This window comes from Streptomyces lydicus (genome assembly GCF_000717345.1).
GTDB classification, from domain to species: domain Bacteria; phylum Actinomycetota; class Actinomycetes; order Streptomycetales; family Streptomycetaceae; genus Streptomyces; species Streptomyces lydicus.
The window spans coordinates 44,977-69,674 of the sequence record NZ_JNZA01000034.1; the positions used below are offsets into that span (position 1 = coordinate 44,977).

Below are 24,698 nucleotides of genomic sequence, written 5' to 3' on the forward strand. Positions count from 1 at the left end.
GCGCTACCGGGTCGTGGCGATGGGTGAATATCCGTTTCGAGGTGAATAGCCCGATATGTCGTCGGGAACCTTGGCGTCATGCGACACAAGACCGCCTTCCTCGGAGCCGTGGCCGCCACCGGTGCCTTCGCCCTGCTCGGCCCGATCGCCGCCCAGGCCACCACCGGCACCATCACCTTCCACATGCGCTCGCGGAACAAGGACTACCAGATCGTCGACCCCGGCGACGATCACTGCTACGGCCTGGGCGACGGGGGCGGCCTGGTGGACAACGACACCCCCCTCGACCTGGTGCTGTGGTCCTCCCGCGACTGCACGGGGCGCGCCATGGCGACCGTACGGGCCGGCAGCTCCGCGCGGTTCGCGCGGTACGGCAGCCTGCAGCTGGACCCGGCCAGCGCCCCCGCGCCGTCGTACCCCAGCGAATCCCGGGACCCGGGGGATTCCCGTGACCCCGGCGACTACCGGGACCCGTCCGACTCCCGTGACCCGGGCGACTCCCGTGACCCGGGGGACTACCGGGATCCGTCCGACAGGCGCGATTCCGGGGACTCCCGCGACCCCGGTGACTACAACGATCCGTCCGACTCCCGTGACCCGGGACGCGACCGGGACACCGGCGACTCCCGTGACCCCCGGGACTCCGACGACTACCTGGACCCGGGCGACGCGCGGGACACCGGCGACGCGCCGGACCGCCGCGACCCTCAGGACCCGGCCCGCTCCTCGGACCCCGGTGATCCCAGCACCCTCCCCGCCCCGGCCGGTGCCTCGGACCCGGTCAACTCCCCGGGTGCCGCCGTCCCCCGGCGCGTCGCCCGGCCGTCCTCCAGCTCACCCACGAAGTCGAGCGCCCGCCCCCGGCGCGTCACCCGCCCGTCGTCCAGCTCACCCACCAAGTCGAGCGCCCGCCCCAAGGTGGTCAAGCGCTCCTGAAGCGTGCCGCCCGCCGGGTAGAGCCGTACGGTGTCGACCCCGGCGGCGCGCCACACCCGCAGGCGCGCCTGCACCATCTCCTCGGTCCCGATCAGGGTGGTGCCCAGCACCATCTCGTCGGTGACCAGCTCCGCCGCGCCGTCCCGGTCCCCGGCCTGCCAGCGCTCCCGGACCTCGGCCGCGACCCGGGCCCAGCCCTGGCGGCTGTAGGCGGCGTTGTAGAAGTTGGTGCGGGCGGAGCCCATCCCGCCCAGGCTGAACGCGAGCTCCTCTGACGGCCGGCCACCATGGCCCGCAGCGCCTCCTCGTACTCGGCGAAGGCGACCTCGGCGCCCTGGCAGATGTCGAGGTCGGCGCGGGTGCGGCCGGCCGCCTCATGGCGCCAGGATACGGGCGGCCCCGCCGGACCGGTGAGCATGCGCGTGCGCGCGGAAGGTGCGCGGCGGGCGCCCGGCCGGAGGGACCCCCGCGCGGATGAGGGCCCAACTGGCGGCCTTCGCCGACCGGGTCCCGGGTCAGGGATACCAAACGACCCCGCGACCACGGCCAGGAGGGCGGAGGACGGCATGCCCGAGCTGCCCGACGTCGAGGCGTTCCGCCGAACCTTCGTCCGCTGCGCGCAACGACGGGTGGTCCAGCACATCGAGGTCCACGACGCGGGCGTGCTGCACGGGCTGAGCGGCCGTCAGCTGCGGCACGCACTGGAGGGCCGCAGGTTCGCCGAGCCCGAGCGGCACGGGAAGTGGCTGATCGCCCGTACCGGCGGCCCCATCCTGCTGCTGCACTTCGGCATGACCGGCCGGCTGGTGTGCACCACGCCGGAGGAGGCCCCCCACCCCCACGACCGGGTGGTCTTCACCATGAGCAGGCACCACCGGCTCCGCTACCGCGACCAGCGCAAACTCCAGGGCCTGTGGCTCGTCGACGAGGCCGGACTGGACCGGGTGCTGGGCCGTCTGGGACCGGACGCGGCAACGGTGCCGCGCGACGCCTTCCGGGCGGCGCTCGCCGCCCGGCGCGGCCGCCTCAAGGCGGTCCTGATGGACCAGTCGGTGCTGGCCGGACTCGGCAACCTCCTCGTCGACGAGATCCTCTGGCGCACCCTGCTGCCCCCGTCCCGGCCGGCCCGCGACCTCACCGACGAGGAGGGCGACCGCCTCCACACGGAGCTGCGCCGCACCCTGCGCGCGGCGGTGCGCGCGGGCTGCGTGCCACCCCGCGACACCTGGCTGACCGGCCGCCGCGACGACCCCGACCCGCACTGCCCGCGCTGCGGCGGCCCGTTGCGCCGCGGCCGCGTCGCGGGCCGCGGCACGGTGTGGTGCCCCCGCTGCCAGCCCTGACCCGGCGGACCCCGCCGGGCCCGAGGCGCTCACCGGAGGCGCGGGTGCGGCCGGCCGAGCCGCCTCCTCAGCGCCGGGCGGCCCTCGGTGACGGGCGCGGGGCGGCCGCCGGGGCGAGCGGGCCGGCTCCCTTGACGGTGCGCAGGACCGGGGCGGTCTCCAGGGTGTGGATCGCGCGCAGACCGCCCAGCCGCCGGGTGAGATAGCGGTGCAGGGCCGCCGGGTCGGGGCACAGCGCGTGCGCGACCACGTTCGTGCGGCCGGTGGTGGCGGCGACGAAGGCGAGTTCGTCGTGCCCGGCCAGCGCGGTGGCGACCCGGTCGAGGTGGGTGGGGGAGACGGTCATCCACAGCATGGCCTGGGTGGTGGCGCCGAACAGCGCGTCGTCGGCCTCGACATCGAAGAAGAGCGCGCCGGCGGCCCGCAGCGCGGCCAGCCGGCGGGCCACGGTCGCCGGTGACCACCCGGTGGCGGCGGCCAGATCGGCCTGGCCGGTACGGCCGTCCCGCTCCAGCGCCGCGACCAGCGCGCGGTCCGTCTCGGTCAACACCAGCCCGGGCTGGGCGAGTTGGCCGTCGTGCGGCCCGGCGCCGGGCGGTGCGAGCCGGCGCTGCTGGTCTTCGTCCAGGGTGCCGGCTCGGCCCCGCCAGGCGGTGGGGCCGCCGAGGTAGGTGTGGAGCAGGCAATGGGCGGAGACCGCGGTGATGCCGGCGGTGCGCGGGATGTCGTGCAGCAGCAGCGCGTGGCCGCCGGTGCCGTCGGCCGGGGTGTGCACGACCGCGAGGATCTCGGTGCCGCCGGAGGCCAGTTTCACCCAGGAGGTGTCCGTCCGCCGGGCCAGGGCGCGGGCCAGGTCCTGCGCGCTGTGCGGGGCGGCGGTCAGCCGCACCAGCCACTGTGCCCGGCCGGCACGGTGCGGATCGGCGAGCCCGACGACCCGCAGTCCGGCGTCGGCGCGCAGCCTGCGGTAGCGGCGCGCGACGGTCTGCGTCGAGACGCCCAGCACCTCGGCGATCCGGCTGAACGGGGCCCGCCCGTCGAGGTGCAGCGCATGGACGATCCCGCGGTCGACGTCGTCGAGCACCGGCACCCCGGTCGTGGCCGCGTCCCTCATGGTGATTCCCTCCGTGGTGCGTCCGAGGCGGCGGGGCCGGCTGCCTCCGCGTTGCGGAGAAATCCTTGCGCCCGGACAAATCCTTCACCACACGCGCCCGGATGGAAAACATCAGCGATCTCCGGCTCGTGGAGGGAACACCCGGTGGGCGCCGGCGCACGCTCTGCCCGTACTCCACCGAAGGGAAGAGCCATGCCCCACCCCCTGCCGCCCGTACGGCCGACGCCGTACCCCCGCCGCTGGTGCGCCCTCGCGGTGCTGCTGGTCGCCGAGGCGATGAATCTGCTCGACTCCACGATCATGACGGTCGCCGCACCGGTGATCCACGCCGATCTCGGCGGGCCCGCCTCCGGCATCCAGTGGTTCAGCGCCGCCTACACCCTGCCGTTCGCGGTGCTGCTGATCACCGGGGGCCGGCTCGGCGACATCGCCGGGCGCAAGCGGGTCTTCCGGGCCGGGGTGGCGGCGTTCGTGCTCGCCTCGGCGCTCTGCGCGCTGGCCGCGTCACCCGCGATGCTGATCAGCGCGCGGGCGGTCCAGGGCGCCGCGGCCGCGCTCGTCATCCCGCAGACCATCGGGCTGATCCGCGGCATGTTCCACGGCGACGAACTGGCCCGGGCGATGGGCAGCATCGGCCCGGTCATGGGCCTGGCCGCGGTGTGCGGCCCGGTGCTCGCCGGAGTGCTCACCCACGCCGACCTGTTCGGCTCCTCCTGGCGGGCGGTGTTCCTGGTCAACGTGCCGCTCGGCCTCGGTGTCCTCGCCGCGGCGCCGCTGCTGCGCGAGGACCGCTCCGAGCGGCGGCCGCGGCTGGACCTCACCGGTACGGTGCTGGCCGTCCTGGGCACCGGCGCGCTCGTCCACCCGCTCATCGAGTCCGGGCCGGACCGGGGATCACCCGGGCGCTGGGCCCTTTTCGCCGCGGGCCTGGGCCTGATGGCGCTGTTCGGGGCGCACCAGCGGCGCCGGACGGCCCGGGGACGCAGCGCGCTCGTCGAGACCCGCCTCTTCAGCGACCGGGGATTCCCCGCCGCGCTGGCCGCCGCCGTGCTGTTCTTCGCGGTGATCAACGGCGTGATGCTGGTCGTCGTCCTCCAGCTGCAACTCGGACCGCACACCGACGTCCGGTCCGCGGGGCTCACCCTGCTGCCGTGGTCGGCGGCGATGGCGGCGGCGTCCTGGACCGCCGGCGCCCGCCTGGTGCCCCGCCACGGCTCCCGGGTGATGTTCGCCGGGCTCGCGGCACTGCTCCTCGGCACCCTGGGCGCCCTCGTCGTCTACGCCACCGGCCGGCCCGCGGCGTACCCGTGGCCGCTGCTCGCCGCGCTGACCGCCGCCGGGCTGGGGCAGGGGCTGTTCTCCGTGCCGTTCTTCACCACCGCACTGGGCCGGGTCCGCCCGCACGAGACCGGTTCGGCGGCGGGCCTGCTCAACGCCGCGCAGCAGCTGGGCGGCACGCTCGGCGTCGCCCTGCTCGGCACGGTCTTCCTGCACACCGCCCCCGGCACCGGTGCCCCGGGCGCGGATGCCGCGCTCCTCGGGGCCCGCGACGCCTGCGGGGCGGCCGTCGCCCTCCTCGCCGGCACCGTCGCCGCCGCCGTCCTGCTGCACGCCGCTGCCCGCACCCGGCCCGCTTCCCCGCGGTGGGGCCGCCGCCTGCGGAACGCCAAGTCCCCTTCCGGCTACGGGAGGTGACGCTTGCCTGGTGGGGGCGCCGGTGCTGCCGCGGCCAGCCCGCCTCCGGAGGGTCACGCATCGCCACTTTGTGGTGATGCGCCAAGAATTTTGCTGTTTGTCTGAATTTTCACGCATATTTCCTTGTTGGTAGGCAGGTCATGGACGTAGCTTGGGAGTTGACGCAGTCGGAAACGGCTCGTCAGCAAGGAAAAGAACTTCTAGGAGGCGAGAATGAGCTTCCGTAAGGTCTTCCCACGCAGGCGCAGAGACGATGGTTGGGGTCACGACCACGACCACGGCCGCCGCCGTCGCAGGTATCGCCGCCGCTTCGGCCGCAGGCGTCGTCGTTTCTTCGGCTACGACAACTACTGACCAAAAGCTCTGAGCTCGAGGCTGACTCGCGTGCCACGCGGGTCCGCCTCGTGTGCTTGGGGCCCGTGAACCGGTCCAGGTTTCCGAGCAGCCCGATATGGCGTGGCGACCATGCATCTGCGTAGTTCCCGCGGGCGCCCGGCACCCCTAGAGGAGCCGCCGCCCCCGCCCCAACCCGGCACGGAATCCCCGCCTGTTGACCACGGCATGTGGAGCCTGCAGACGGACCTCACGATCCGCACCAGGCGCGTCGGACTCAAGGAATCGCTCCGCCGCTTCTGGCCACTGACCCACGGCGACCGGCGCTGGATCGTCCTGGTCTGCCTGGCCGCCGTCGTCGCCGCCCTCGCCGAGACCGCGGCCATCCTGCTCTTCGCCCAACTCACCGACAAGGCCCTGCAGAAGGGCTCGGTCAGCGCCTTCTGGGTGCCCGCGGCCCTGTGGCTCGGCGTCGCCGTGGTCGGCGCGGTGGTGGGCTACCTCGGCAACTCGCTCGGGGCCTGGACCGCCGAGCGCTTCGTCATGCGGCTGCGTGCCCGGGTCTTCGCCCATCTGCAGACGCTCCCCCCGCACTTCTTCCAGCGCAGCCGCCGCGGTGACCTCGTCGAGCGGCTGACGGGAGACGTCGACGCCATCGAGCAGATGGTCATCACCGGCCTCGTCCAGGTGGCCGCGGCCCTGTTCGGCATCATCTTCTACGCCGGCGCCGCCCTCTGGCTGCGCTGGGACCTGGCACTGGCCACCTTCGTCCTGGCCCCGCTGTTCTGGACCGCCACCCGCCGCTTCACCGGCCGGGTCAAAGAGGTCTCCCGCCGCGAGCGTGCCGCCGACGGCGCCATCACCTCCGTCGTCGAGGAGGGCCTGGTCAACGTCGTGCTGACCCAGGCGTACAACCGGCAGCGCGACGAGGAGGAGCGGCTCGACCGCCAGGCGCGCAAGTGGTTCCGGGCGTCGGTGACCAGCGCCCGCCTCAACGGGCTCTACGACCAGGTCGTCGAACTCCTGGAGACCTTCTGCGTGCTGGCGATCATCGGCCTGGGCGCCTGGGAGATCTCCGCCGGCCGGATGACCCTCGGCCAGCTGCTCGCCTTCGCCGCCTTCGTCGGCTACCTCTACCCGCCCATCCGCTCCCTGGGCCAGCTCGGCCTGACCGCCACCGAAGCGACCGCCGGCGCCGAGCGCCTCCTGGAGATCCTCGACGCCCGCCCCGCCGTCAGTGACCCGGCGCCCTCCCTGGTCGCCCCGCCGCGCTACCGCCGCGCCCTCGGCGAGGTGGAGGCCCGCCACGTCCACTTCCGCTACCCCGGCGGCCACGAGGACGTCCTCCGCGACTTCTCCTTCACCGCCGTCCCCGGCGAACTGCTCGTCATCACCGGCCCCAGCGGCGCCGGCAAATCGACCCTGGCCGCGCTGCTGCTTCGGTTCTACGACCCCGACGCGGGCAGCATCCGCCTCGACGACATCCCCGTGCACCGCCTGCCGCTCGCCCAGCTGCGGCACAACATCACGCTGCTGCCCCAGGACACCCTCGTCCTGCACGACACCGTCGCGGAGAACATCGCCGCCGGCCGCCCGCACGGCCGCGCCACCCACCACGACGTGGAACGCGCCGCCCGGGCCGCCGACGCCCACGAGTTCATCACCGCCCTCCCCGACGGCTACGACACCGTCATCGCCCCCGGCACCGCCCGCCTCTCCGGCGGCCAGCTCCAGCGCGTCGCGATCGCCCGCGCCATGCTCCGCGACGCCCCCGTCCTCATCCTCGACGAGCCCACCACCGGCCTGGACGTGCTCGCCACCCAGCGCATCCTCGGCCCCCTGCGCCGCCTCGCCGAGGGCCGCACCACCCTCGTGATCACCCACGACCTGGACCTCGCCGCGGACGCCGACCGCGTCCTGGTCCTCGACCACGGCCTGCTCGTCGAGTCCGGCACCCACACCCAGCTGCTCGCCCAACGCGGCCTGTACGCCACCCTGTTCCACGCCCACCCCCCGTCCCACCCGCACAACGGAGCGGCCAACCCCGCCGTGGGACGGCGCGGCATCGTCGGCTGAGCGCTCCGGCGGACAAAGTCCTGTGGAAAACCGCCCGCGCGCGTGGCGGCGCACTTACGATGCGTGGGCGAGAGTGCGTTCGGTGAGGGGGGCGGATGGACGCGTTGGCGAAGCCGGCCGACGGGCAACCGGAGCCGGGGACGGGCGTGGCGGTGCGGGACATCGTCCGGTCGGTCGTGGCCGAGCTGGCCCCGGACGAGCTGGTGCTGGTCGAAGGGCTCTGGCGGTACGACGACGACAGCGTGGTGGCGCGCCTGGCCGGCCGCCGCCGCTCACGTGAACCGCTCGGCTTCGGCCTCCAGGAGGTCACCGCCCTGATCACGCCGGTGGCCTGGCTGGTGTTGGACGAGGCCGCCCGCAAGGTCGTCGGCACCGCCGTCACCAGCGCGACCGATCGCACGCGAGGGTGGCTGCGCCGCGTCACCCGCAGACCGGCGGCGGTCAGGACGCTCCCCCCGCTGAGCGAGGAACAACTGGCCGCGGTGCGCGCGCGGGTCCTGGAGCTGGGGACGGAGAGCGGCCTCGCGCCGGAGACCGCCACCGCGCTCGCCGAGCGGGTGGTGGCGCGCCTCGTGCTGCGCCCGCAGGGCCGGCTGCCGAACGACGCCGGAAGCGACGGGTCCGCAGAACCCGAGGCGTAGGGAGCGACACGTGAGCGGGACCCTGGCCGCACCGCCCCGCCCGCCCGTCGACGAGCGCGTCCTCGGCGCCGGCACCGGACTGCGCTTCGCACTGCTGCTGGTGCTGTTCCTGACCAGCAGCGCCACGATCGTCACCCAGATCGTCCAGGCGCTGGCCGATCCGCGCAACATCCGCGTCGGCTGCGCGCTCGCGGCCGGCGCCGACCCGGAGAGTGACTATCTGGGCATCGGCCTGGCCGCGGTGCGCGCCGGTGACGCCTACCCGGCCTGCCTGCGCCGGTACGTGCCCACCGCCGCCGCGTGGGTGCCGCTCGCCGTCCTCGCCGCCCTGCTGATCGCGGCCGCCACTGTGTACTGGCTGCTGCCCCGCTGGAAGGGCCGCCGCGGCCGCGTCGTACCGCTCCAAGCCGTCGACCCCGAAGGGGAGTTACGCCCGCTCCTGGACGAACTGGTCCGCGTCGCCGGGCTGTCCCGCCCGCCGCGGTTCGTCGTGGCACCGGCCGCGGCCACCGCCGGCGCGGTGGTCTTCGGACGGCTGCGCCGCTACTCCGTCTGCCTGCACGGCGGCCTGGTCGCCCGCCGGCGCCGGGACCCCGAGGGCTTCCGCGCGGTGGTCCTCCACGAACTCGCGCACCTCCGCAACCACGACATCGACGTCACCTACGCCACGGTCGCCCTCTGGCGGGTCTTCCTGGTCGCCGTCCTCCCGGCCTACCTCTTCCAAATCGCGCAGGACCTCAAGGACTCCGCGGCGTCCGCGATCCTCGGCCCCGCGGAACGCCTCGGCACCGGGCACGAACTCCTCCTGTCGGGCGTGATGATCGCGTTCGTCTACCTCGCCCGCGCGGACATCCTGCGCACCCGCGAGACATACGCCGATCTCGACGCCCTTGCCTGGGGAGCCGACGCCCGGGGCTGGCACCACGCCGCCGCACACGGCACCGGCAAGGCCGCCGCACCCGGCCGGATCCGCAGGGCGCTGGCCTCGTTCACCGCGCTGTGGCGCACCCACCCGGCATGGGACCGGCGGGTGGCCGCGCTCACCGACCCCCGGGAACTCTTCGCACCGCACGCCCTGACCCTGTTCGTGGCCGGCGCCACCGCGACGATCGCCGGCGACCAGCTGACCGATGTGCTGAACGGCCCCCGGGCCGGCGGCGCACTCCGGGTGCTGACGGCACTGCTCGCGGGGCTGATCGCGGCGATCCCCGGCGTCTCCGTCTGGCGGGCCGTGGCGCGGGCGGTCCTCACCGGCGGCCGGATCCCCACCGGGCTGCGAGCGGGCTGGTGGACGGGGCTCGGCCTCGCGGTCGGCGAGCTGCTGACGAGCAGCACCTCCGGCAGCACACGATGGCTGCCCAACCACCCCGAGACGCTCACCGTGCTGACCCTCATCAGCGTGGGAATCATGTGCTGGACGGCGCAGTTCGCCGAGCTGTCGGTGCGCTCCTGGCGCGGCCGTACGCTGCGGCCCGCCATGCTCCTGGGGCTGGCCGCGATCTGGGTGGTCTTCGCCCTCTGGTACGCCTGGTGGCAGGCCGACGGGCACACCTTCACGACGGGCTGGGCGTACTCCGAAACCGGCATCCGGGACGCGCTGCTGCACGATCTGCCGGGCACCGTCCCCGCGGACCGCGACGTGCTCGCCGGGTTCGCCGCGGCGCTGCCGCTGCTCCTGCCGATCGGCGTGGACCCCTTCATCGGCTGGGCCGCGGCCGTGCTGTGGCTGCTGCCGCTGCTCGCCTGGACGCGCCGGCCGGCGACCGGCGTACCGGACTGGGCCCGCCGGGCCCTGCGCGGCGCCCCCGCCCCGGAGCTCTCCGGACCGCTGCTGCCGCCGCTGCGCCGGGTGCTCCTCGCCGCCGCCGCGGGCACCGCGCTGTGCTGGGCGGGCACGATCGCCCTCATGGCCGTCATGCACACCTGGCAGCCGCCCCCGGAGCGGCGCTACGGCACGTACATGCTGATCCACCTGACGCTCGTGCTGCTCGTCGTGGTCTGCGGCACGCTCACCGCGGCCACCCTGACCGGCCTGACGGCCCGGCGCTTCCCGCTGCTCGTCGCGCTGGTCGCGGCGGGCACAACGGCGTTGCTGGGGCTGGCCGGTGCGGCCGTCCTCGGCACCGCCGACGGCTGTCTGGGCCCGCTGAACACGCTCGCCACCAGCTGCCACGTCTTGCCCGCCAAGGTCTGGCCGACCGTCCAACTGCTGTTCCCGCTGGCCCTGGGCCTGAACATCTTCGTCGCCGCCGCCGTCGCCCTCCTGTGCACCGCGGCGCGCGGCGCCCTGCGGTCCCGCCGCCGGACCGCCGCGGCCTCCCCACCGGACACCGGGCCCGCGCCGCGGCGGGAACGGCTGGTGCTGCGCCGCGTGACGGCCGGCGCGGTCTGCCTCACGGTGCTCGCGCTCACCGCCGCGATGAGCCTCCCGAGGGACAGGGGCACCGGCCACATCTCACTCACCAAGCAGCAACTGATCCCCACCGCCGCGCTCCCCACCCCGTCACCCCAGGTCCTGGCCGCACAGACCGACGCCTGGCTCCGGCTCGGCGGCGCCGGGCTCATGGCGCGCTTCACCACCGAGGTGCTGGCCGTCCTCACGGCCCTGCAGGACAAGGCGGCCCTCACCGACCGGGGATTCGCGGCCACCCGCATCCGTCCGCACTGCGTCGCCCTCGAACACCTCGCCACGGAGACCGCCGCGTACTTTCCCGTCCCGGATCCCCGGACCCAGACGCGGTGGGCGGCGCTGCACGAGCGCGGCAAGCAGGCCGGCGCCGACTGCCGCCGCGGCATCGAGGAGGGAAAGCTCACCGTCTTCGCGGCGGCCATGCGCAGCTACGTCGACATCGGCGCGAGCACCCCGGGCGTCCTCGACAGCATCAACGCCGAGGCGGGACGGGGGCGTTCGGGCCACTGAGCCCCGACGCGCCCGCCTCCGTCTACCACCGGGTAGACCCGCTGAGCGGCCCCTCTCGTGTACGTGTTCCCGCCGCAGCCGGGCCGATCTGCGCAGGAAAAGACGTGCGATTAATACTCGGGAACTTTTAATTTCGGTCAAATGTGACGGGGGAGCCGCTTTCGCTTGTCCGCCGCGAGTTGAGCCCTGTAAATTAGCCGCGGTAATTCCTTTCCGCGTAGTGCTCTCTGCTGCTCCATCGAGTGAGGGGTGGAATATGCTTCGTGATCTCCGGTGCGCGGGCGCTGACTTTTGCGAAGAGATCGCCGGTGCTCAGGAGAGTACATTCTCCCTGGTCTACGAAGGAGAACCACGAAGCCGCGTCATCTGGGAAACGGACGGGTTCCGTCTGATTGCCGACCTGTCGCCGCTCTCCGTCGGCCACCTGCTGCTGCTTCCCGTCGAGCACTACCTCAGTTTCGCGCAGCTGATCGAGGAGCGCGGCGTCGAGCTGGCGGATGTGCTGGAAAGCGTCGGCGCCCTGTACCGGGCGACCTTCGGCAGGCTCACGGTGCTCGAACACGGATCTTCCGCCGCCATGAAGTCCAGCGCCTGCATCTCGCACGCCCACTGGCATCTGATGCCCATCGACGGAAACCAGGTGAATTCCCTCATCATGGCGGACGGCCTGCCCCCGGCCGCCCTGACCGACCTGAAACAGCTCGCCCCTTACGGCGGCGCTCCGTACTTCCTCTGCGGCCAGCAGGGAAAATATTACGTATACGACGGGCGACGCCCGATGCGCAGCCAATACCTTCGCTCTATAGTGGGCCAGGTACTCGGAATTCCGGACCCTTTATTCGATTACGCGTTAGTGGTCCGCAAGGAGCTGCTCCGGGAGACCGTCGCGCGCACCAGCGGGTGGCGGTCGATTCTGGACGGCCCGAGGTGATCCGGGGTTATCCATTCTCAAGACGTGTGGAGGGCGGCTCGTGCCGCGTGTCGCAATTTCTATCGACGGGCCCACCGCCAGTGGCAAGTCCACGCTGGCCCAGGGCCTGTCCCAAGCCCTGGGTCTGGCCTTCCTGGACACCGGGCTGACGTACCGGAGCCTGGCCTACGCACTGACCCGCGAGTCCGCGGAGACCCTGCGGGACGACCTGGGCTCCGTGCTCGACCACCGGCCCGAGGTGTACCGCGCGCCGGGGGCGGACGAGCCGGCGCAGAGACACGGCATCTTCCTCCGCGGCGAGGACATCACCGGGAAGATCTGGGACGCGTCCCTGGACGACAACCTGAAGTCGGTGGCCAGGGACCCGGGTTGGCGGCAGGCGATCCTGCGCCTGCACCAGGACGTCGCGGAGCGGTACGGCGACATCGTCGTGGTGGGCCGGGACGTGGCGGTCACCCTGCTGCCCGCCGCCGACCTGCGCATCTATCTGACCGCGAGCCTGGCCGTCCGCAGGGAGCGCCGCCGGGCCCAGTACCGGGACATGCGGGACCGCTCGGTGACGGTCGGGCCGGCCACGGAACGCGACGTCGAGAACCGCGCCGCCGTCCGGGCACTGCCGAAATCCCTCGAAATCCCCACCACCTACCTCCCGGCTTCGGCGGTATTCGCCTGTGCCCTGCACGGGCTGCGGAAATTCTCCGCGCCCCTGCCCGTATGACAAGGAAAGGCAAGTAATTCGTGAATCTCTCCGAAGCCGTGTTCTCGGACGAGCCGACGCGGGTGCGTCAGCTCGTCAGTGAGTTCCTCAGCGGCCAGTCCGGCGCCCTCGTGGGCACGGACGGATTAGACGTCCAGCTGTCCGCCGGGGCCGATGCCCGGGACGACTGCGCGGTGTACGACATCGGTTCGCCGATGTCCCTCGTCGTGGGGTCGGACTACATTCGCGGACCCAAATTCATTCTGCACGAAATGGGCCTCCTGTCCGACTTCGACATCGGCTACTACCTGGCCGCCGCCAACATCAGCGACGTCGCCGCCATGGGTGCCACCCCGATCGGCCTGCTGAGTGTCGTCCGCTATCCCCACGAATTGGACGACGCGGGCTTCCGCCAGGTGATGGCCGGCATCCACCAGGGCTGCACGGATTTCGGCACGCTCAATGTCGGCGGCGACATCGGCAACGCGGAGCGCCTCATCCTCGCCGGTACCGCGCTGGGCGTCTGCCCGCCCGGAAAGGTACTGCGGCGGCACGGCGCCCGCCCGGGAGACCTGCTCTGCCTCACCGGCCCCTGCGGCCTGCTGGGCGCCGCGGTGGCGTATTTCCCCAAGCGCGATTCCTTCGCCGGCAGGCTCCCGGAAGAGACCGAGCAGCGGCTGCTGGACAGCTGGAAGCGGCCGCGGGCCCGGGTGGCCGAGGGGCAGCTCCTGTCCCGCAAGCCGTACGCCACCTCCTGCCAGGACACCTCGGACGGGCTCAAGGCCACCGTCGAGCAGATCATGCAGGCCAGCGAGGTGGGTTTCCGCGTCGCCGAGCAGGACGTGCCCATCGACCCGGCGGTCCGCGCGGTGGCGGAGCTGATGAACGTCGAGCCGCTGGCCTTGGCGATGAGCGCCTCGTCCGACTTCCAATTGGCATTCACCGTGGCCCCTGACGATCTCGCCGCCTGCCGGGAAAGCTTCACCGCCTCCGGCTTGGATTTCCATGTGATTGGTGAGGCGACAGAGAAGGGAGAAGCGGAAGCGGTGCACAACGGGACCTCCCGGCCGCTGCCCGGCGTGGCGTGGAAACACCAGAAATCCGACATCAGTCTGCTGGCCGCGAGTTCCCCGGACGCCTGAGTTCCGGCGGGCCGCACCCGCGAATTACTATTCAGTAGCCACTTCCTGGCTGCTGCGAGGTTTTTGTGAAGTACTGGTGGGCCACCGCCTGCCCTCAATACAATAGCCAAATGAGATCGCTGACCGCCAAGCTCATGGACCGTTCCATCCTTCTCGTGGCGACGATCGGCATGGTGGCTCGCCAGTACGATTTCCCCAGCAAAAAGGTCTGGACCGATGCGCTGGATGACCGTCCCTATGCACTTCTCGGGCTCATCTGCGTGATCGGTATATTCGGCGCCTTCACCCCCTTCCAGTCGTACGCGGGCCGGAAAAAGGTGGAACGCAGGTCAGCGGTCCGTCAGCAGGTCCTGACGCACTTCGGGAAAATGCTCGCCGTGGCCCGGCAGGCCCAGCCGCCCATCGAGACCGGTGACCTCGGGCTGCACATCTGGCGGATCCGCAGGTCCTTCCGCCACCCGCTGCACGGCTATCTGCAGCGGGCGGCGACGTACCGCCTGGGCAGCACCCCGACCACCAGGTCCTTCGCACCGACGAAGGGTGTGGGAGTGGTGGGCCTGTGCTGGAAGCGCAACGAAGAAGTGTCCATCGACGTACAGGAATTGGCGAGCCGGTTAACCGACCAGGCGACGTTCGACGCCCATAGGGAACAGGAAGGCGCCGACGCCGTCATGGGATTCACCTGGACGGAGTTCCAGCGGGTCGCTCATCGCGGAGCCGTCTTCGCCAGCCCCATCAGAGGAGGCGGCGGGGACTTCATCGGGTGCGTCAGCATCGACGCCCGGCACGGCCACGACTCCATGAACGTGGACGACTTCTGGCACGAGGTCAATTCCCTCTGCTCCCGGCTCGGCCACGACGACCTCGACCACCTGTGACCCGCCGCCGTCCGGCGTCCGGGGCGCGTGCCCCTAACGGCGGCCGGCCTGTGCCTCGGTCAGCGTCTTGAAGGCGGCCTCCGGGTCCTCGGGCTCCTCGGCCCACGCGTCAGGGTCGCAGTTCGGGACCGCGCGCCTGATCCCGCCCCGTGGGTCCGGCACGTCACCGAAGTGCCGCGGGATCAGGTGGATGTGCAGGTGGTCGACGGTCCGGCCGGCCGCACGGCCCTCGTTGATCCCGATGGTGTATCCGTCGGGGCCGTGCTTCTCGGTGAGGCGCTCCTGGGCGGTCAGGATGAGGGCATAGGCATCCTTGAGCTCCCTCGGCGTCAGCTCGAAGAACGACTCGACGTGGCGCTTCGGGACCACTTCCACATGGCCGGCGGCGGCCGGGAAGTTGTCGTACCGCACGTAACAGGTCTTGTTCTCTTCCATGACCTGGTTGACCTCGGGCCGATGCACCTGGCAGAAAATGCACGCCGCGCCGTCCGAGGATTCCTCTGCGGAGCGCCGGGCGTCCTTTCCGTCGGCCTTGGGCCGTGTCCAGCGGGTCAGCCATTGCGAGAAGAGAGACAATCTGAGTCCTAACGAATTCCGGATGGCGGCAAAGCTGATTTGTCGCGATCCGGTGAACAGATTTTCAAGAACCAGCGCTTGAGGACTCATTGCTCGATTCCACTCCTTCGCTCGGGGTGCATCTCCACTTCGCACTTCTGAGGGTAGTGGCGGGGATCGGCGCGTCCTCGTGGGCCGGCGGCGGAATGCTTGGTTCCGGACAGTCCCTGGCCCGTTCCGGCGCACTGGCGGGGAACGTGCGGGCGTAGTGGCGCATTTGTGGCAGTCACCGGATGAAGCAGACCGACGGTGAACATCCCAGAACGGTAGCGAAGTCCTCAGCGACACGCTAGCGGCGAGGGGGCTCTGTGCGGGTGAGAACGCATGAGCGTCTCGTGTCGATGACCGGGACGCGAGCCGATGTTTCGGCCCCTTTCGAAAATGATCATTTCGCTCTCTCCATTCCACGAAAAGGGCAAGCCGGTGAGCGCGCAGGGAGGGGCCCGGACGTCCCGCGCGGTGACGTCCACCGGGCACAGGCGTAGGCTGTGCGAGATGCCGTATTTGCACTGTTTGTAGCGCTGGAGGCGGCGCATGACCGACCCGTACGGCTTCCTGAAGCGCCCCCGTCGCCCCGTGCCGGCCCGCCCCGTCGAGGAGCGGCTGAACGACTGGGACGAGGTCTACGCGGGGCAGGCGCTGCTGCCGCTGGTGTCCGAGCAGGCGGGCCGCTGCATGGACTGCGGCATCCCGTTCTGCCACAGCGGCTGCCCGCTGGGGAACCTCATCCCCGAGTGGAACGCGTACGCGTCGCGGGGCAACTGGCGGGCCGCGGCCGAGCGGCTGCACGCGACCAACAACTTCCCCGAGTTCACCGGCCGGCTGTGCCCGGCGCCGTGTGAGGACGCCTGCGTGCTGGCCCTCAACGCCGACCCGGTGACGATCAAGAACGTCGAGCAGGCCATCGCCGACGAGAGCTGGGCGCGCGGGTACGCGTCGCCGCGGCCACCGGAGCGGCTCAGCGGGAAGTCCGTCGCCGTCGTCGGCTCCGGCCCCGCGGGCCTCGCCGCGGCGCAGCAGCTGACCCGGGCCGGTCACACCGTCGCCGTCTACGAGCGCGCGGACCGCCTCGGCGGGCTGCTGCGCTACGGCATCCCCGCGTTCAAGATGGAGAAGCGGCACCTGGACCGGCGCATCGAGCAGATGCGGGCGGAGGGCACCAAGTTCCGCACAGGTGTGGACATCGGCCCCGACCTCGACGCCACCGACCTCAGAAGGCGCCACGACGCGGTGATCCTCGCCGTCGGAGCGATGGAGCAGCGCGAGCTTCCCGTACCGGGCCGCGAGCTGTACGGCATCCATCAGGCCATGGGCTATCTCACGCTCTCCAACAGGACCGGCGAGGGCGACTACCCCGCGCCTCCCCTCAGCGCCGCGGACCGGCACGTGGTGATCGTCGGCGGCGGGGACACCGGCTCGGACTGCCTGGGCACCGCCCTGCGCCAGGGCGCCGCGTCCGTGCTGCAGCTGGACATCAACCCGGAGCCGGGGGACGCCCGCCAGGATGCCGAGCCCTGGCCCACGTATCCGAAGGTCTACCGGATCTCCCACGCCCATGAAGAGGCGCGCGGCCGTGGGGGCACGGACCCGCGGGTCTTCTCCTCCGCCACCCTCCGCTTCGAAGGGGACGCGGACGGCCGCGTACGCGCCCTCCACCTGACCGAGGTGGAACCCACCGCCAGACGCCCCCGGCCCGGCACCGAGCGGGTGCTCCCCGCCGAGCTGGTCCTCCTGGCGCTCGGCTTCTCGGGCCCCCGACGGGACAGCGGCCTGGTCGAACAGCTCGGCCTCACCCTGGACACCCGCGGAAACTTCGCCCGCGACACCGACTTCGCGGCCGTCCGGGCAGAGCGGCCCGACCCGGCTCGCCCTGCGGCACCGGACGGGATCTTCGTCGCGGGGGACGCGGGCCGCGGCCAGTCCCTGGTGGTGTGGGCGATAGCGGAGGGACGAGCCGCCGCAGCGGCCACCGACCGCTACCTGACCGGCCGCACCGCCCTCCCGGCCCCGGTCTCCCCGACCGACCGCCCCTTGGTGGCGTGACCCCAAAGAGCACACCGGGCACCGCCCCCTCCGCAGCCGGCTCGCCGGGACCGGGCACGCCGCTCACTCCCCGGCGACTCGACGTCCCCCTCCCCGAAGGTCAATCGGTTAGGGGTCCCTGAGGGACTTTCCTTGATCCACGTCCGGGGTGTGTTCCGTCATCCGAACTCAAGGGGACTTCTCGCCGCTTGATGTTTCCGGACATACCCACGGCCACGTGCGTGGGTACTACAGTCTTTCGTTGTGCTGTATGTCACATGGTGGCGCTGGGGTGGGTGGCCTGCGTGGGGCAGCCACGTGCCCGAGTGGCGAGATCTGGGGGCTTCATGCATGACATGGTCAAGGGCTCGAACGTCGCGCTGACGGCCCTGAGTGAGAACGCCGGGTCGGTGATCCTCAGTTTGAGCTGGGTCAGTCCGACCGGTGAAGGCGATGCGGATGTGTCCGTCCTGCTGCTGGACGCGAACGGCAAGGTGCGCAGCGACAGCGACTTCTACTTCTACAACAACCCGGTTGCCGCTGACGGGAGTGTGCAACTGCTGGGCAAGACACCGACGGAGAGCGGTGACGAAGACCGCATCAGCTTCGACCTGACGGCGGTCCCGTCCGGCATCGACCGGATCGTCGTGGCGGCGAGCCGCTACGAGGGAGCCGGTTTCGGGGAACTGGAAGACCTGAAGGTGACACTGGCCGATGGGGGCGGCGAGAGCCTCCTCAGGTTCGCCATCGATGACGCCGGAACGGTGAGCGCGATCATCTTTGGCGAGTTGTATCGGCGTGGGGGAGAGTGGAAGTTCCGTGCCGTCGGACAGGGCTACGACACCGGCCTGGCCGGTCTCGCGACGGACTTCGGCGTGGACATCGAGGACGACGCGGACGCAGAACAAGCGCTGAACGGCGCTGCGAGCAACGAGCAGGCTGGTACGGCGGTTTCGGTTCCGGCCGTCGAGCAGGAGCCGCAGGCGTCGTCAGGCTTGGTTCCGGCTCCCCGCCCGCCGTACGACGAGGTGGGGACGAAGAAGGCGGCACGGCCTCGCACCGCGAAGAAGAAGGTCACCGTGCCCGCGGTGGCCAGGAAGTCCCTGGCGGACAACGAGTCCTGGAAGCAAGCCAGGCTCTTTCCGGTTTCGGTGCTCAAGAGCGACCGGGACCGGGAGATGCGCGCTACGTCGGTCCTGCTGTCGGTGATGGCGCAAGTGCCGGAGTTCGGCCGGAGACTCACGGCGGCGTTCGGAGCACCGGCGGGCCGCATGGAGACGTATACCGAGGTCTCGCTGCCGCACGGCGATACCCCGCGACGTCCCGACGGAGTGATCCGCGTCGAGCGGGCCGGCAAACTGTGGACCGCGCTGGTGGAAACCAAGACCAACGGCAATGACCTCAAGTCCGATCAGGTGCAGGCGTATATGGACATCGCCGCACGCCGTGGATACGAGGCCGTGATCACACTGTCGAACGATGTCGCGCTGGAAGGCAGCCCGCTCGTCGACGTCAAGACCGACGGACGGCGCAAGCACAAGGTGGCCCTTTGGCACCTGTCCTGGGCCGAAGTCACGCAGCAGGCACAGATGCTGATCCGGCACGAGGGCGTCGGGGACAAGGCGCATGCCTGGCTGCTCCAGGAACTGCTGTACTACCTACGGCATGAGAACTCCGGCTGCCACGGCTTCCAGAACATGGGGTCGGCCTGGGTCCCCGTCCGCAACGGGATCGATGACGAAACCCTGTGCCAGGGCGACTCACGGGCCCTGGGCGTGGTGGAGAGCTGGGAGCGGCTCATTCGTCAGATCTGCCTGAGCCTCGGTGGCGAACTCGGGCAGAAGGTGCTGCCCGTCCAGCGTGCCAAGCGCGGAGCCGATCCGGCAGCACGCCGCAGCCGCCTGGCCGATCAGCTGTGCCTCGACGGCAGGCTGCAGGCAGAGCTCCGGATCGAGGGCGCACCCGGAATTCTGGCGCTCAGCGCCGACCTGCGCACTGCCAAGCTCCGCACCTCCATCGAGATCCCCGCACCCGAACAGGGCTACCCGCTGACGTGGGCCAAACGCCTCATCCGCCGACTGGCCGAGGCACCGGCAGACCTGCACATCGAAACGCTGGTCGAGGGAGAGCCCGGGGGGCCGCGGGGCACGCTGGAACGGCTCCGCCCGGAGCCGGCGAACATGCTCCCGAAGAACAACGACACCCGGATCACCGGCTTCCGTCTGTCCCTGTTCAAAGGCATGGGAAGCGGCCGGGGGAACGCCGAATCCGGCTTCATCCGCAGCGTCGACGACGCCGTGCACCGCTTTTACACCAGCGTGGTCGTCCACCTGGACCGCCCAACGCCCCGGCAAGCGGATGGCCTCAAGGCGGGCAGCTAGGCCGACGGTGGTTCGGCTTGGGCGGCCGACTGGTTCGGCTTGAGGTGTGAGGTCGCACCGGCCTGCGGTGAGTTGTCGCAGAACGCGGCGGCACCGCACAGGGCGGATTCCGGGCGGATGGGGACGCCGTTGGTGCGCAGCACGTCGCGGACATCGAGGATCAGCGGGAAGACCTCATGGTTCCGGTCCTCGCCCTGCTCGTCCCAGGCGCGCTGCTCGGCCTCGACCGCCATCCGGTCCTGGGCGAAGACCCGCTCGGTGAAGCGCCGGATGAACGGCCAGGCGAGATGCAGCGCCCCCGGGATGGGCGGCTTCTCGATCATCAGCAGACCGTAGGCGTGATTGGTGCGCTGCTCGGCATCTTCCGGTACGTAGGCCGCCCAGAGCGAGAAGGCCGGGCGTTCGGACTTCTCGGGGACCAGGTGGAGGGTCTGGTAGGGGTACTCGGTGCGGATCGTGATGACATCGGACGATTTACCGCCGCCGATCCCCTCGGCGGCGAGCAGACCGGCGCCGCGGTCCTTCTTCCCGCCGGCTGGTGTGAACAAATACCGGGCCTCCACGGATTGCGGGCCGGATTCGTACCCGAGGAGCTTGGGCTGGATCCTGCCGAGGATGCCCCGGTGCAGGAACTGGTGATTCATGTCGAGCAAATTCTCGTGCATGAACGAGTAGTGGCAGCGCACGGTGCGGGAAAATGTCATCGTCCTGTGCCTGGCCGAATCGAATTCCGGCAACTCGGGCAGGCGTGCTGCGGTTGCCTTTTCCGGGTCACCCGGGAAGACGAAAACGAGGCCGTACGCTTCGCGGACCGGGTAGGCGCGCACACCGCGCGGCGGCCGGTCGGCGTCTTTGGGCAGATACGGGATCTGGGAGATGCGGCCGTTTCCTCGGTAGGCCCAGGCGTGGTAGCAACAGCGGAGCGAGTCGCCTTCCACAACCCCCATGCTCAGCGGCACCTGACGGTGGGCACACCGGTCCTCCAGTGCGTAGACCGTGCCGCTTTCGCCGCGATACAACACGATCCGCTCACCCGCGAACGCAGCAGCGAAGGTCTTGCTCTTCCGCACGCTCCCGGATACCGCGACCGGATACCAGAAATTCGGATTGATCCCGGTGCGCCTGAGGTCGGCCACGGCTCCGGGCTCCTCCTCATGCACGGGGTAGCGGTCTCCTGCCGCCCGGTCCGGAATTGTCTTACCTCGTGCGGGCAGTGGCTCGGCCATACACGTCTCCCTTGCCGCAGGTCACCGTCCATAACGGAACGGAAAAATGCCGGTTGGATCAATCATCCGCGGCGCAACCGCGTTCCGCATGACCGACGCGTGGGCCATTCGCGATGATGACCTCGCTGCCGAGGGGCGCCGGCCTGGGGTGCCAGAAACCGAGACGGGACTTGCCGCGCTGACCTGCAGCGCATGCCGTCGGGCTACAGACCACGAAGCGCTTCGTGGAGATCGCTGTAGGCGCTCCAGCAGTCGACACTGCCATCGCCGTTCAGACTGCCCATGTACCAGTCCTCGTCGTTGACCGGCTTCACCAGACACAGACCATGGAACCCCAGGACGATCTCGGGATGGATGCGTGCACGGCATTCCGGCCCGGCCACCCATTCGACGGACCGCTCGGTGTCGAGCGCTATGGCCTCCTGGTCGCCGGAGATGTTGCGGATCGCCTCAAGAGTCCACCCCGCCGGTAGTCGCGCGCCCCTCATGAGGCGATCGTGGCACCTCTCGCCGATGCCATTGGTGGGCTTAGGGGGTTTTGGTGGAGCGGTGCGGTCCGCCCTCTGAGTCACATGCCGTGCGCCCACGGTAGTTCTCGTGCTCCTGGATGGGGGCTCGTCGGTCAACTGAGACGGAGAACCGCGAAGGGCCCCACCGCAAGCGGTGGGGCCCTTCGACGTTGTGCCCGGTGAGGCACTGGCGGAGGATACGAGATTCGAACTCGTGAGGGGTTGCCCCCAACACGCTTTCCAAGCGTGCGCCCTAGGCCACTAGGCGAATCCTCCGCCGCAAACAATACAAGACGTTGGGGAGTGCTCGCGAACATGATCCGGGGGAGGGGGGTGGCCGGGGGGTGAGCGGGGGTGGAGAGGGGGAGGCGGGTTCGTTTGTTGGGCGGGGGATCCGCTAGTGTGGTGCCCAGCCCCTCACGTGGCGCTATCTGACTGAACTCCCCCAGGGCCGGAAGGCAGCAAGGGTAGGTTGGCTCTGGCGGGTGCGTGGGGGGCGCTTGCGTTGGCGAGCCGCCTCCACTGCTTACGAGGCCCGCTGCTTACGGGGCCCGCTGCTTACGGGCCCGCCCGAGCGGAGCCGGGAGTGGGGGAGAGGCCGAGGCTTCGGGCGCGGGCCGGTTGTCAGTGGGGCCCGATATCGTCGTATGCGTGTCGTCCCTTGCGCTGTACCGCCGCTACCGACCCGAGACCTTCGCCGAGGTCATCGGGCAAGAGCACGTGACCGCCCCGCTGCAGCAGGCGTTGCGGAACAACCGGGTCAACCACGCGTATCTCTTCAGTGGGCCGCGCGGCTGTGGCAAGACGACCAGCGCGCGGATCCTGGCGCGGTGTTTGAACTGTGAGGAAGGTCCCACTCCCACGCCCTGCGGGACCTGCCAGTCGTGTGTGGACCTGGCCAGGAACGGGCGGGGCTCGATCGATGTGATCGAGATCGACGCGGCGTCCCACGGTGGCGTGGACGACGCCCGTGAGCTGCGCGAGAAGGCGTTCTTCGGGCCGGCGAGCAGCCGCTACAAGATCTACATCATCGACGAGGCGCACATGGTGACCTCGGCGGGCTTCAACGCCCTGCTGAAGGTCGTCGAGGAGCCGCCGGAGCATCTGAAGTTCATCTTCGCCACGACCGAGCCCGAGAAGGTCATCGGGACGATCCGGTCGCGTACGCACCACTATCCGTTCCGGCTGGTGCCGCCGGGCACGCTGCGGGAGTACCTCGCCGAGGTGTGCGGGCGGGAGGACATTCCGGTCGAGGACGGGGTGCTGCCGCTGGTGGTGCGGGCCGGCGCCGGGTCGGTGCGTGACTCGATGTCGGTGATGGACCAGCTGCTCGCCGGGGCCGCTGCCGACGGTGTGACGTATGCCATGGCGACGGCCCTGCTCGGATACACCGACGGGTCGCTGCTGGACTCCGTGGTGGAGGCGTTCGCCGCGGGGGACGGGGCGGCGGCCTTCGAGGTGGTGGACCGGGTCATCGAGGGCGGCAATGATCCGCGGCGGTTCGTGGCCGATCTGCTGGAGCGGCTGCGGGATCTGGTGATCCTGGCGGCGGTGCCGGACGCCGGGGAGAAGGGGCTGATCGACGCCCCTGCGGACGTCGTGGAGCGGATGACGGCGCAGGCGTCGGTGTTCGGGGCGGCGGAGCTCAGCAGGGCCGCCGACCTGGTCAACACGGGGCTGACGGAGATGCGCGGCGCGACCTCGCCGCGGCTGCAGCTGGAGCTGATCTGTGCGCGGGTGCTGCTGCCCGCGGCGTACGACGACGAGCGGTCGGTGCAGGCGCGGCTCGACCGGCTGGAGCGCGGCGCGGGCGCGGCGCTCGCGGCCGGCCGGGGCCAGGCCGGTCCCGGAGGAGCCGGGGGCGACCTCGGTGCCGGGCCGTCTCCCGTGGTGAGCGGCGGTGGGCCCGCGGCCGGGTACGTGCCGGGGCCGGAGGCGCATCCGCCGATGCCGGCCGGCCCGTCCGGGCCGGCGGCCGCGCGTGCCGCGGTGCGCGGGGCCGGGGCCCCGGCGGGGAATTCCGCCGCGGGGGCGCCTGCTGCCGCGGCGCCGTCCGGTGGACCGGCCCCCGCGCCGGCCGCACCGGAGACCGGTGGGGCCGGCGCGCCGGCTCCCGCGGCCGCTCCGGCCGCGGAGGGCGCCGGCGGGCCGCAGGGCGGCCCTGCGGGCGGTGCGGGCGCGCGGCCCGGAGCGTGGCCCGGCGGGGGCGGCAGAGCGGCCGGTGCCGGCGGCGCGGGCAGCGGCGGCGTGAGCAACGGGGGTGTGGGCAGCGGCGGCGCGGCGCGGCAGCCCGGTGGCTGGCCGACGGCCGTGGCGCCCGGACAGGGCGGCCAGGGGCCGCAGGGTGGTGGCGCGACGGCGAGCGGGCCGGCCGCCGGTGCGCCCGCACCGCAGCCCGCGCAGCCGGCGGCCGGTGCGCCCGCGCCCGTGGCGCCCACCCCCCAGCCGGGCGCGGCGCAGGGTGCCGCCCAGGTGCGGCAGATGTGGCCGGACATCCTCGACGCGGTCAAGGCCCGCCGGCGCTTCACCTGGATCCTGCTCAGCCAGAACGCCCAGGTCTCCGGTTTCGACGGCACGACCCTGCAGATCGGCTTCCCCAATGCCGGCGCCCGCGACAGCTTCGCCAACGGCGGGAGCGAGGACGTCCTCAAGGACGTGCTCGCCGAGCGGTTCCAGGTGCAGTGGCGGGTCGAGGCCATCGTCGACCCCTCGGGCGGCGCGAACCCGCCGGCCGGCGGTGCCCCCCGCAGCGGCGGTGGCGGCTTCGGCGGGGCGCCCGCCGCGCCGGCGCCGTCCGCACCGCAGGCGCCGCCCCAGCAGAGCGGCCCGCCGGCGTCCCCTTCGTCCGGTGGCGGCCAGTACGGCCAGAGCGGCGGCACGGGCGGCGGCCAGGGGGCCCGGATGGCGCGGGAAGCCGTCGCGCCGTCCGCTTCCTCCGGCGGCGGGCAGAGCGCTGCCGCGCCGGAGCCCTCGTACACCCCGCCCGAGCCCCCGCCGATGTCGATCGAGTACGACATGCCGGCCGAGGACGACCCCGACCTCGTCGACTCCGCGCTGAGCGGCCACGACCTGATCGTTCGCGAGCTGGGCGCCACGGTGGTGGAGGAGTTCACCCATGAGTGAGCGCGCAGCTGAGCGGGCGCGGTTCGCGCGGCTCTGACGGCGCGTATACGGCGCGTATACGGGACGTATTCGGGGCGTGCCGGCGGCTCACGGACGGTGAGCGGGCCGCCCCGGGC

At 71.6% G+C, this 24,698-nt stretch carries 17 protein-coding genes, 1 tRNA gene, 1 other RNA gene and 1 pseudogene; 14 read left to right on the plus strand and 6 right to left on the minus strand.

The features are described 5' to 3' along the window. The first annotated feature begins 78 nt into the window (after nucleotides 1-78). Nucleotides 79-936 (plus strand): ICP22 family protein, encoded by an 858-nt coding sequence (locus OO62_RS40885; protein ID WP_051733661.1) that lies wholly within the window; start codon nucleotides 79-81, stop codon nucleotides 934-936. On the opposite strand, the pseudogene OO62_RS38345 reads toward OO62_RS40885, so the two are convergent. Next, a pseudogene (locus tag OO62_RS38345) lies at nucleotides 882-1,309 on the minus strand (LLM class flavin-dependent oxidoreductase); the annotation flags it as partial. The gene OO62_RS40885 and the pseudogene OO62_RS38345 overlap by 55 nt on opposite strands. A 193-nt stretch (nucleotides 1,310-1,502) precedes the next feature. Between OO62_RS38345 and OO62_RS27775 the strand changes: the two are divergent. After that, the gene (locus OO62_RS27775) at nucleotides 1,503-2,279 is read left to right on the plus strand and encodes an Fpg/Nei family DNA glycosylase (RefSeq protein WP_033270352.1); all 777 of its coding nucleotides are present in this window, start codon (nucleotides 1,503-1,505) and stop codon (nucleotides 2,277-2,279) included. 67 nt (nucleotides 2,280-2,346) lie between these two features. Here OO62_RS27775 and OO62_RS27780 read toward each other — a convergent pair whose 3' ends face one another. Then, nucleotides 2,347-3,393, minus strand: a complete 1,047-nt coding sequence (locus OO62_RS27780; RefSeq protein WP_033270353.1) for an Lrp/AsnC family transcriptional regulator — start codon at nucleotides 3,391-3,393, stop codon at nucleotides 2,347-2,349. Nucleotides 3,394-3,585: 192 nt separating this feature from the next. Between OO62_RS27780 and OO62_RS27785 the strand changes: the two genes are divergently transcribed. The 8 genes from OO62_RS27785 (at nucleotide 3,586) to OO62_RS27820 (ending at nucleotide 14,706) form a co-directional block, all read left to right on the plus strand. Next, nucleotides 3,586-5,088, plus strand: coding sequence for an MFS transporter (locus OO62_RS27785; RefSeq protein ID WP_063739061.1), 1,503 nt, complete (start codon nucleotides 3,586-3,588; stop codon nucleotides 5,086-5,088). Between the two features lie 561 nt (nucleotides 5,089-5,649). Continuing rightward, nucleotides 5,650-7,497, plus strand: a complete 1,848-nt coding sequence (locus tag OO62_RS27790) for an ABC transporter ATP-binding protein (RefSeq protein ID WP_051733662.1) — start codon at nucleotides 5,650-5,652, stop codon at nucleotides 7,495-7,497. A gap of 95 nt (nucleotides 7,498-7,592) precedes the next feature. Next, complete coding sequence (locus OO62_RS40235; RefSeq protein ID WP_180290082.1) at nucleotides 7,593-8,138, plus strand: hypothetical protein; 546 nt, start codon at nucleotides 7,593-7,595, stop codon at nucleotides 8,136-8,138. 10 nt (nucleotides 8,139-8,148) lie between these two features. Continuing rightward, a complete protein-coding gene (locus OO62_RS27800; RefSeq protein WP_033270354.1) occupies nucleotides 8,149-11,058 on the plus strand; it encodes a M48 family metalloprotease in 2,910 nt (969 codons plus the stop codon). A gap of 256 nt (nucleotides 11,059-11,314) precedes the next feature. Beyond that, nucleotides 11,315-11,989, plus strand: coding sequence for an HIT family protein (locus OO62_RS27805; protein WP_033270355.1), 675 nt, complete (start codon nucleotides 11,315-11,317; stop codon nucleotides 11,987-11,989). A gap of 40 nt (nucleotides 11,990-12,029) precedes the next feature. Next, complete coding sequence (locus OO62_RS27810) at nucleotides 12,030-12,707, plus strand: (d)CMP kinase (RefSeq protein WP_033270356.1); 678 nt, start codon at nucleotides 12,030-12,032, stop codon at nucleotides 12,705-12,707. Between the two features lie 20 nt (nucleotides 12,708-12,727). Next, nucleotides 12,728-13,828 carry a thiamine-phosphate kinase gene (gene thiL, locus OO62_RS27815; protein ID WP_206738504.1) on the plus strand — a complete coding sequence of 367 codons (1,101 nt, stop codon included), beginning with the start codon at nucleotides 12,728-12,730 and terminating at the stop codon, nucleotides 13,826-13,828. 110 nt (nucleotides 13,829-13,938) lie between these two features. Then, nucleotides 13,939-14,706, plus strand: a complete 768-nt coding sequence (locus OO62_RS27820; RefSeq protein ID WP_129322994.1) for a hypothetical protein — start codon at nucleotides 13,939-13,941, stop codon at nucleotides 14,704-14,706. Nucleotides 14,707-14,739: 33 nt separating this feature from the next. On the opposite strand, the gene OO62_RS38350 is transcribed toward OO62_RS27820, so the two are convergent. Then, the gene (locus tag OO62_RS38350; protein ID WP_078617384.1) at nucleotides 14,740-15,372 is read right to left on the minus strand and encodes an HIT family protein; all 633 of its coding nucleotides are present in this window, start codon (nucleotides 15,370-15,372) and stop codon (nucleotides 14,740-14,742) included. 483 nt (nucleotides 15,373-15,855) lie between these two features. Here OO62_RS38350 and OO62_RS27830 point away from each other — a divergent pair, with 483 nt between their 5' ends. Beyond that, entirely contained in the window at nucleotides 15,856-17,364 is a 1,509-nt protein-coding gene (locus OO62_RS27830; protein WP_033270358.1) for a glutamate synthase subunit beta, read from the plus strand. A gap of 326 nt (nucleotides 17,365-17,690) precedes the next feature. Continuing rightward, nucleotides 17,691-19,724, plus strand: a complete 2,034-nt coding sequence (locus OO62_RS27835; RefSeq protein WP_033270359.1) for a TerD family protein — start codon at nucleotides 17,691-17,693, stop codon at nucleotides 19,722-19,724. On the opposite strand, the gene OO62_RS27840 is transcribed toward OO62_RS27835, so the two are convergent. The 3 genes from OO62_RS27840 to OO62_RS27850 all read right to left on the minus strand — a co-directional run bounded on the left by OO62_RS27840 (nucleotide 19,721) and on the right by OO62_RS27850 (nucleotide 21,735). Beyond that, nucleotides 19,721-20,950, minus strand: a complete 1,230-nt coding sequence (locus OO62_RS27840; protein ID WP_051733663.1) for an aromatic ring-hydroxylating oxygenase subunit alpha — start codon at nucleotides 20,948-20,950, stop codon at nucleotides 19,721-19,723. The two genes, OO62_RS27835 and OO62_RS27840, sit on opposite strands and share 4 nt — an antisense overlap. A gap of 203 nt (nucleotides 20,951-21,153) precedes the next feature. Then, nucleotides 21,154-21,438, minus strand: a complete 285-nt coding sequence (locus tag OO62_RS27845) for a hypothetical protein (protein ID WP_051733664.1) — start codon at nucleotides 21,436-21,438, stop codon at nucleotides 21,154-21,156. A 209-nt stretch (nucleotides 21,439-21,647) separates the two neighbouring features. Continuing rightward, nucleotides 21,648-21,735 (minus strand) — tRNA-Ser (locus OO62_RS27850). Nucleotides 21,736-21,867: 132 nt separating this feature from the next. Between OO62_RS27850 and ffs the strand changes: the two genes are divergently transcribed. Continuing rightward, an RNA gene (gene ffs, locus OO62_RS37470) (signal recognition particle sRNA small type) lies at nucleotides 21,868-21,966 on the plus strand. A gap of 144 nt (nucleotides 21,967-22,110) precedes the next feature. Then, on the plus strand, nucleotides 22,111-24,582 hold the full coding sequence (locus OO62_RS27855) for a DNA polymerase III subunit gamma and tau (protein ID WP_033270360.1): 2,472 nt from the start codon (nucleotides 22,111-22,113) through the stop codon (nucleotides 24,580-24,582). Nucleotides 24,583-24,698: the final 116 nt, after the last annotated feature.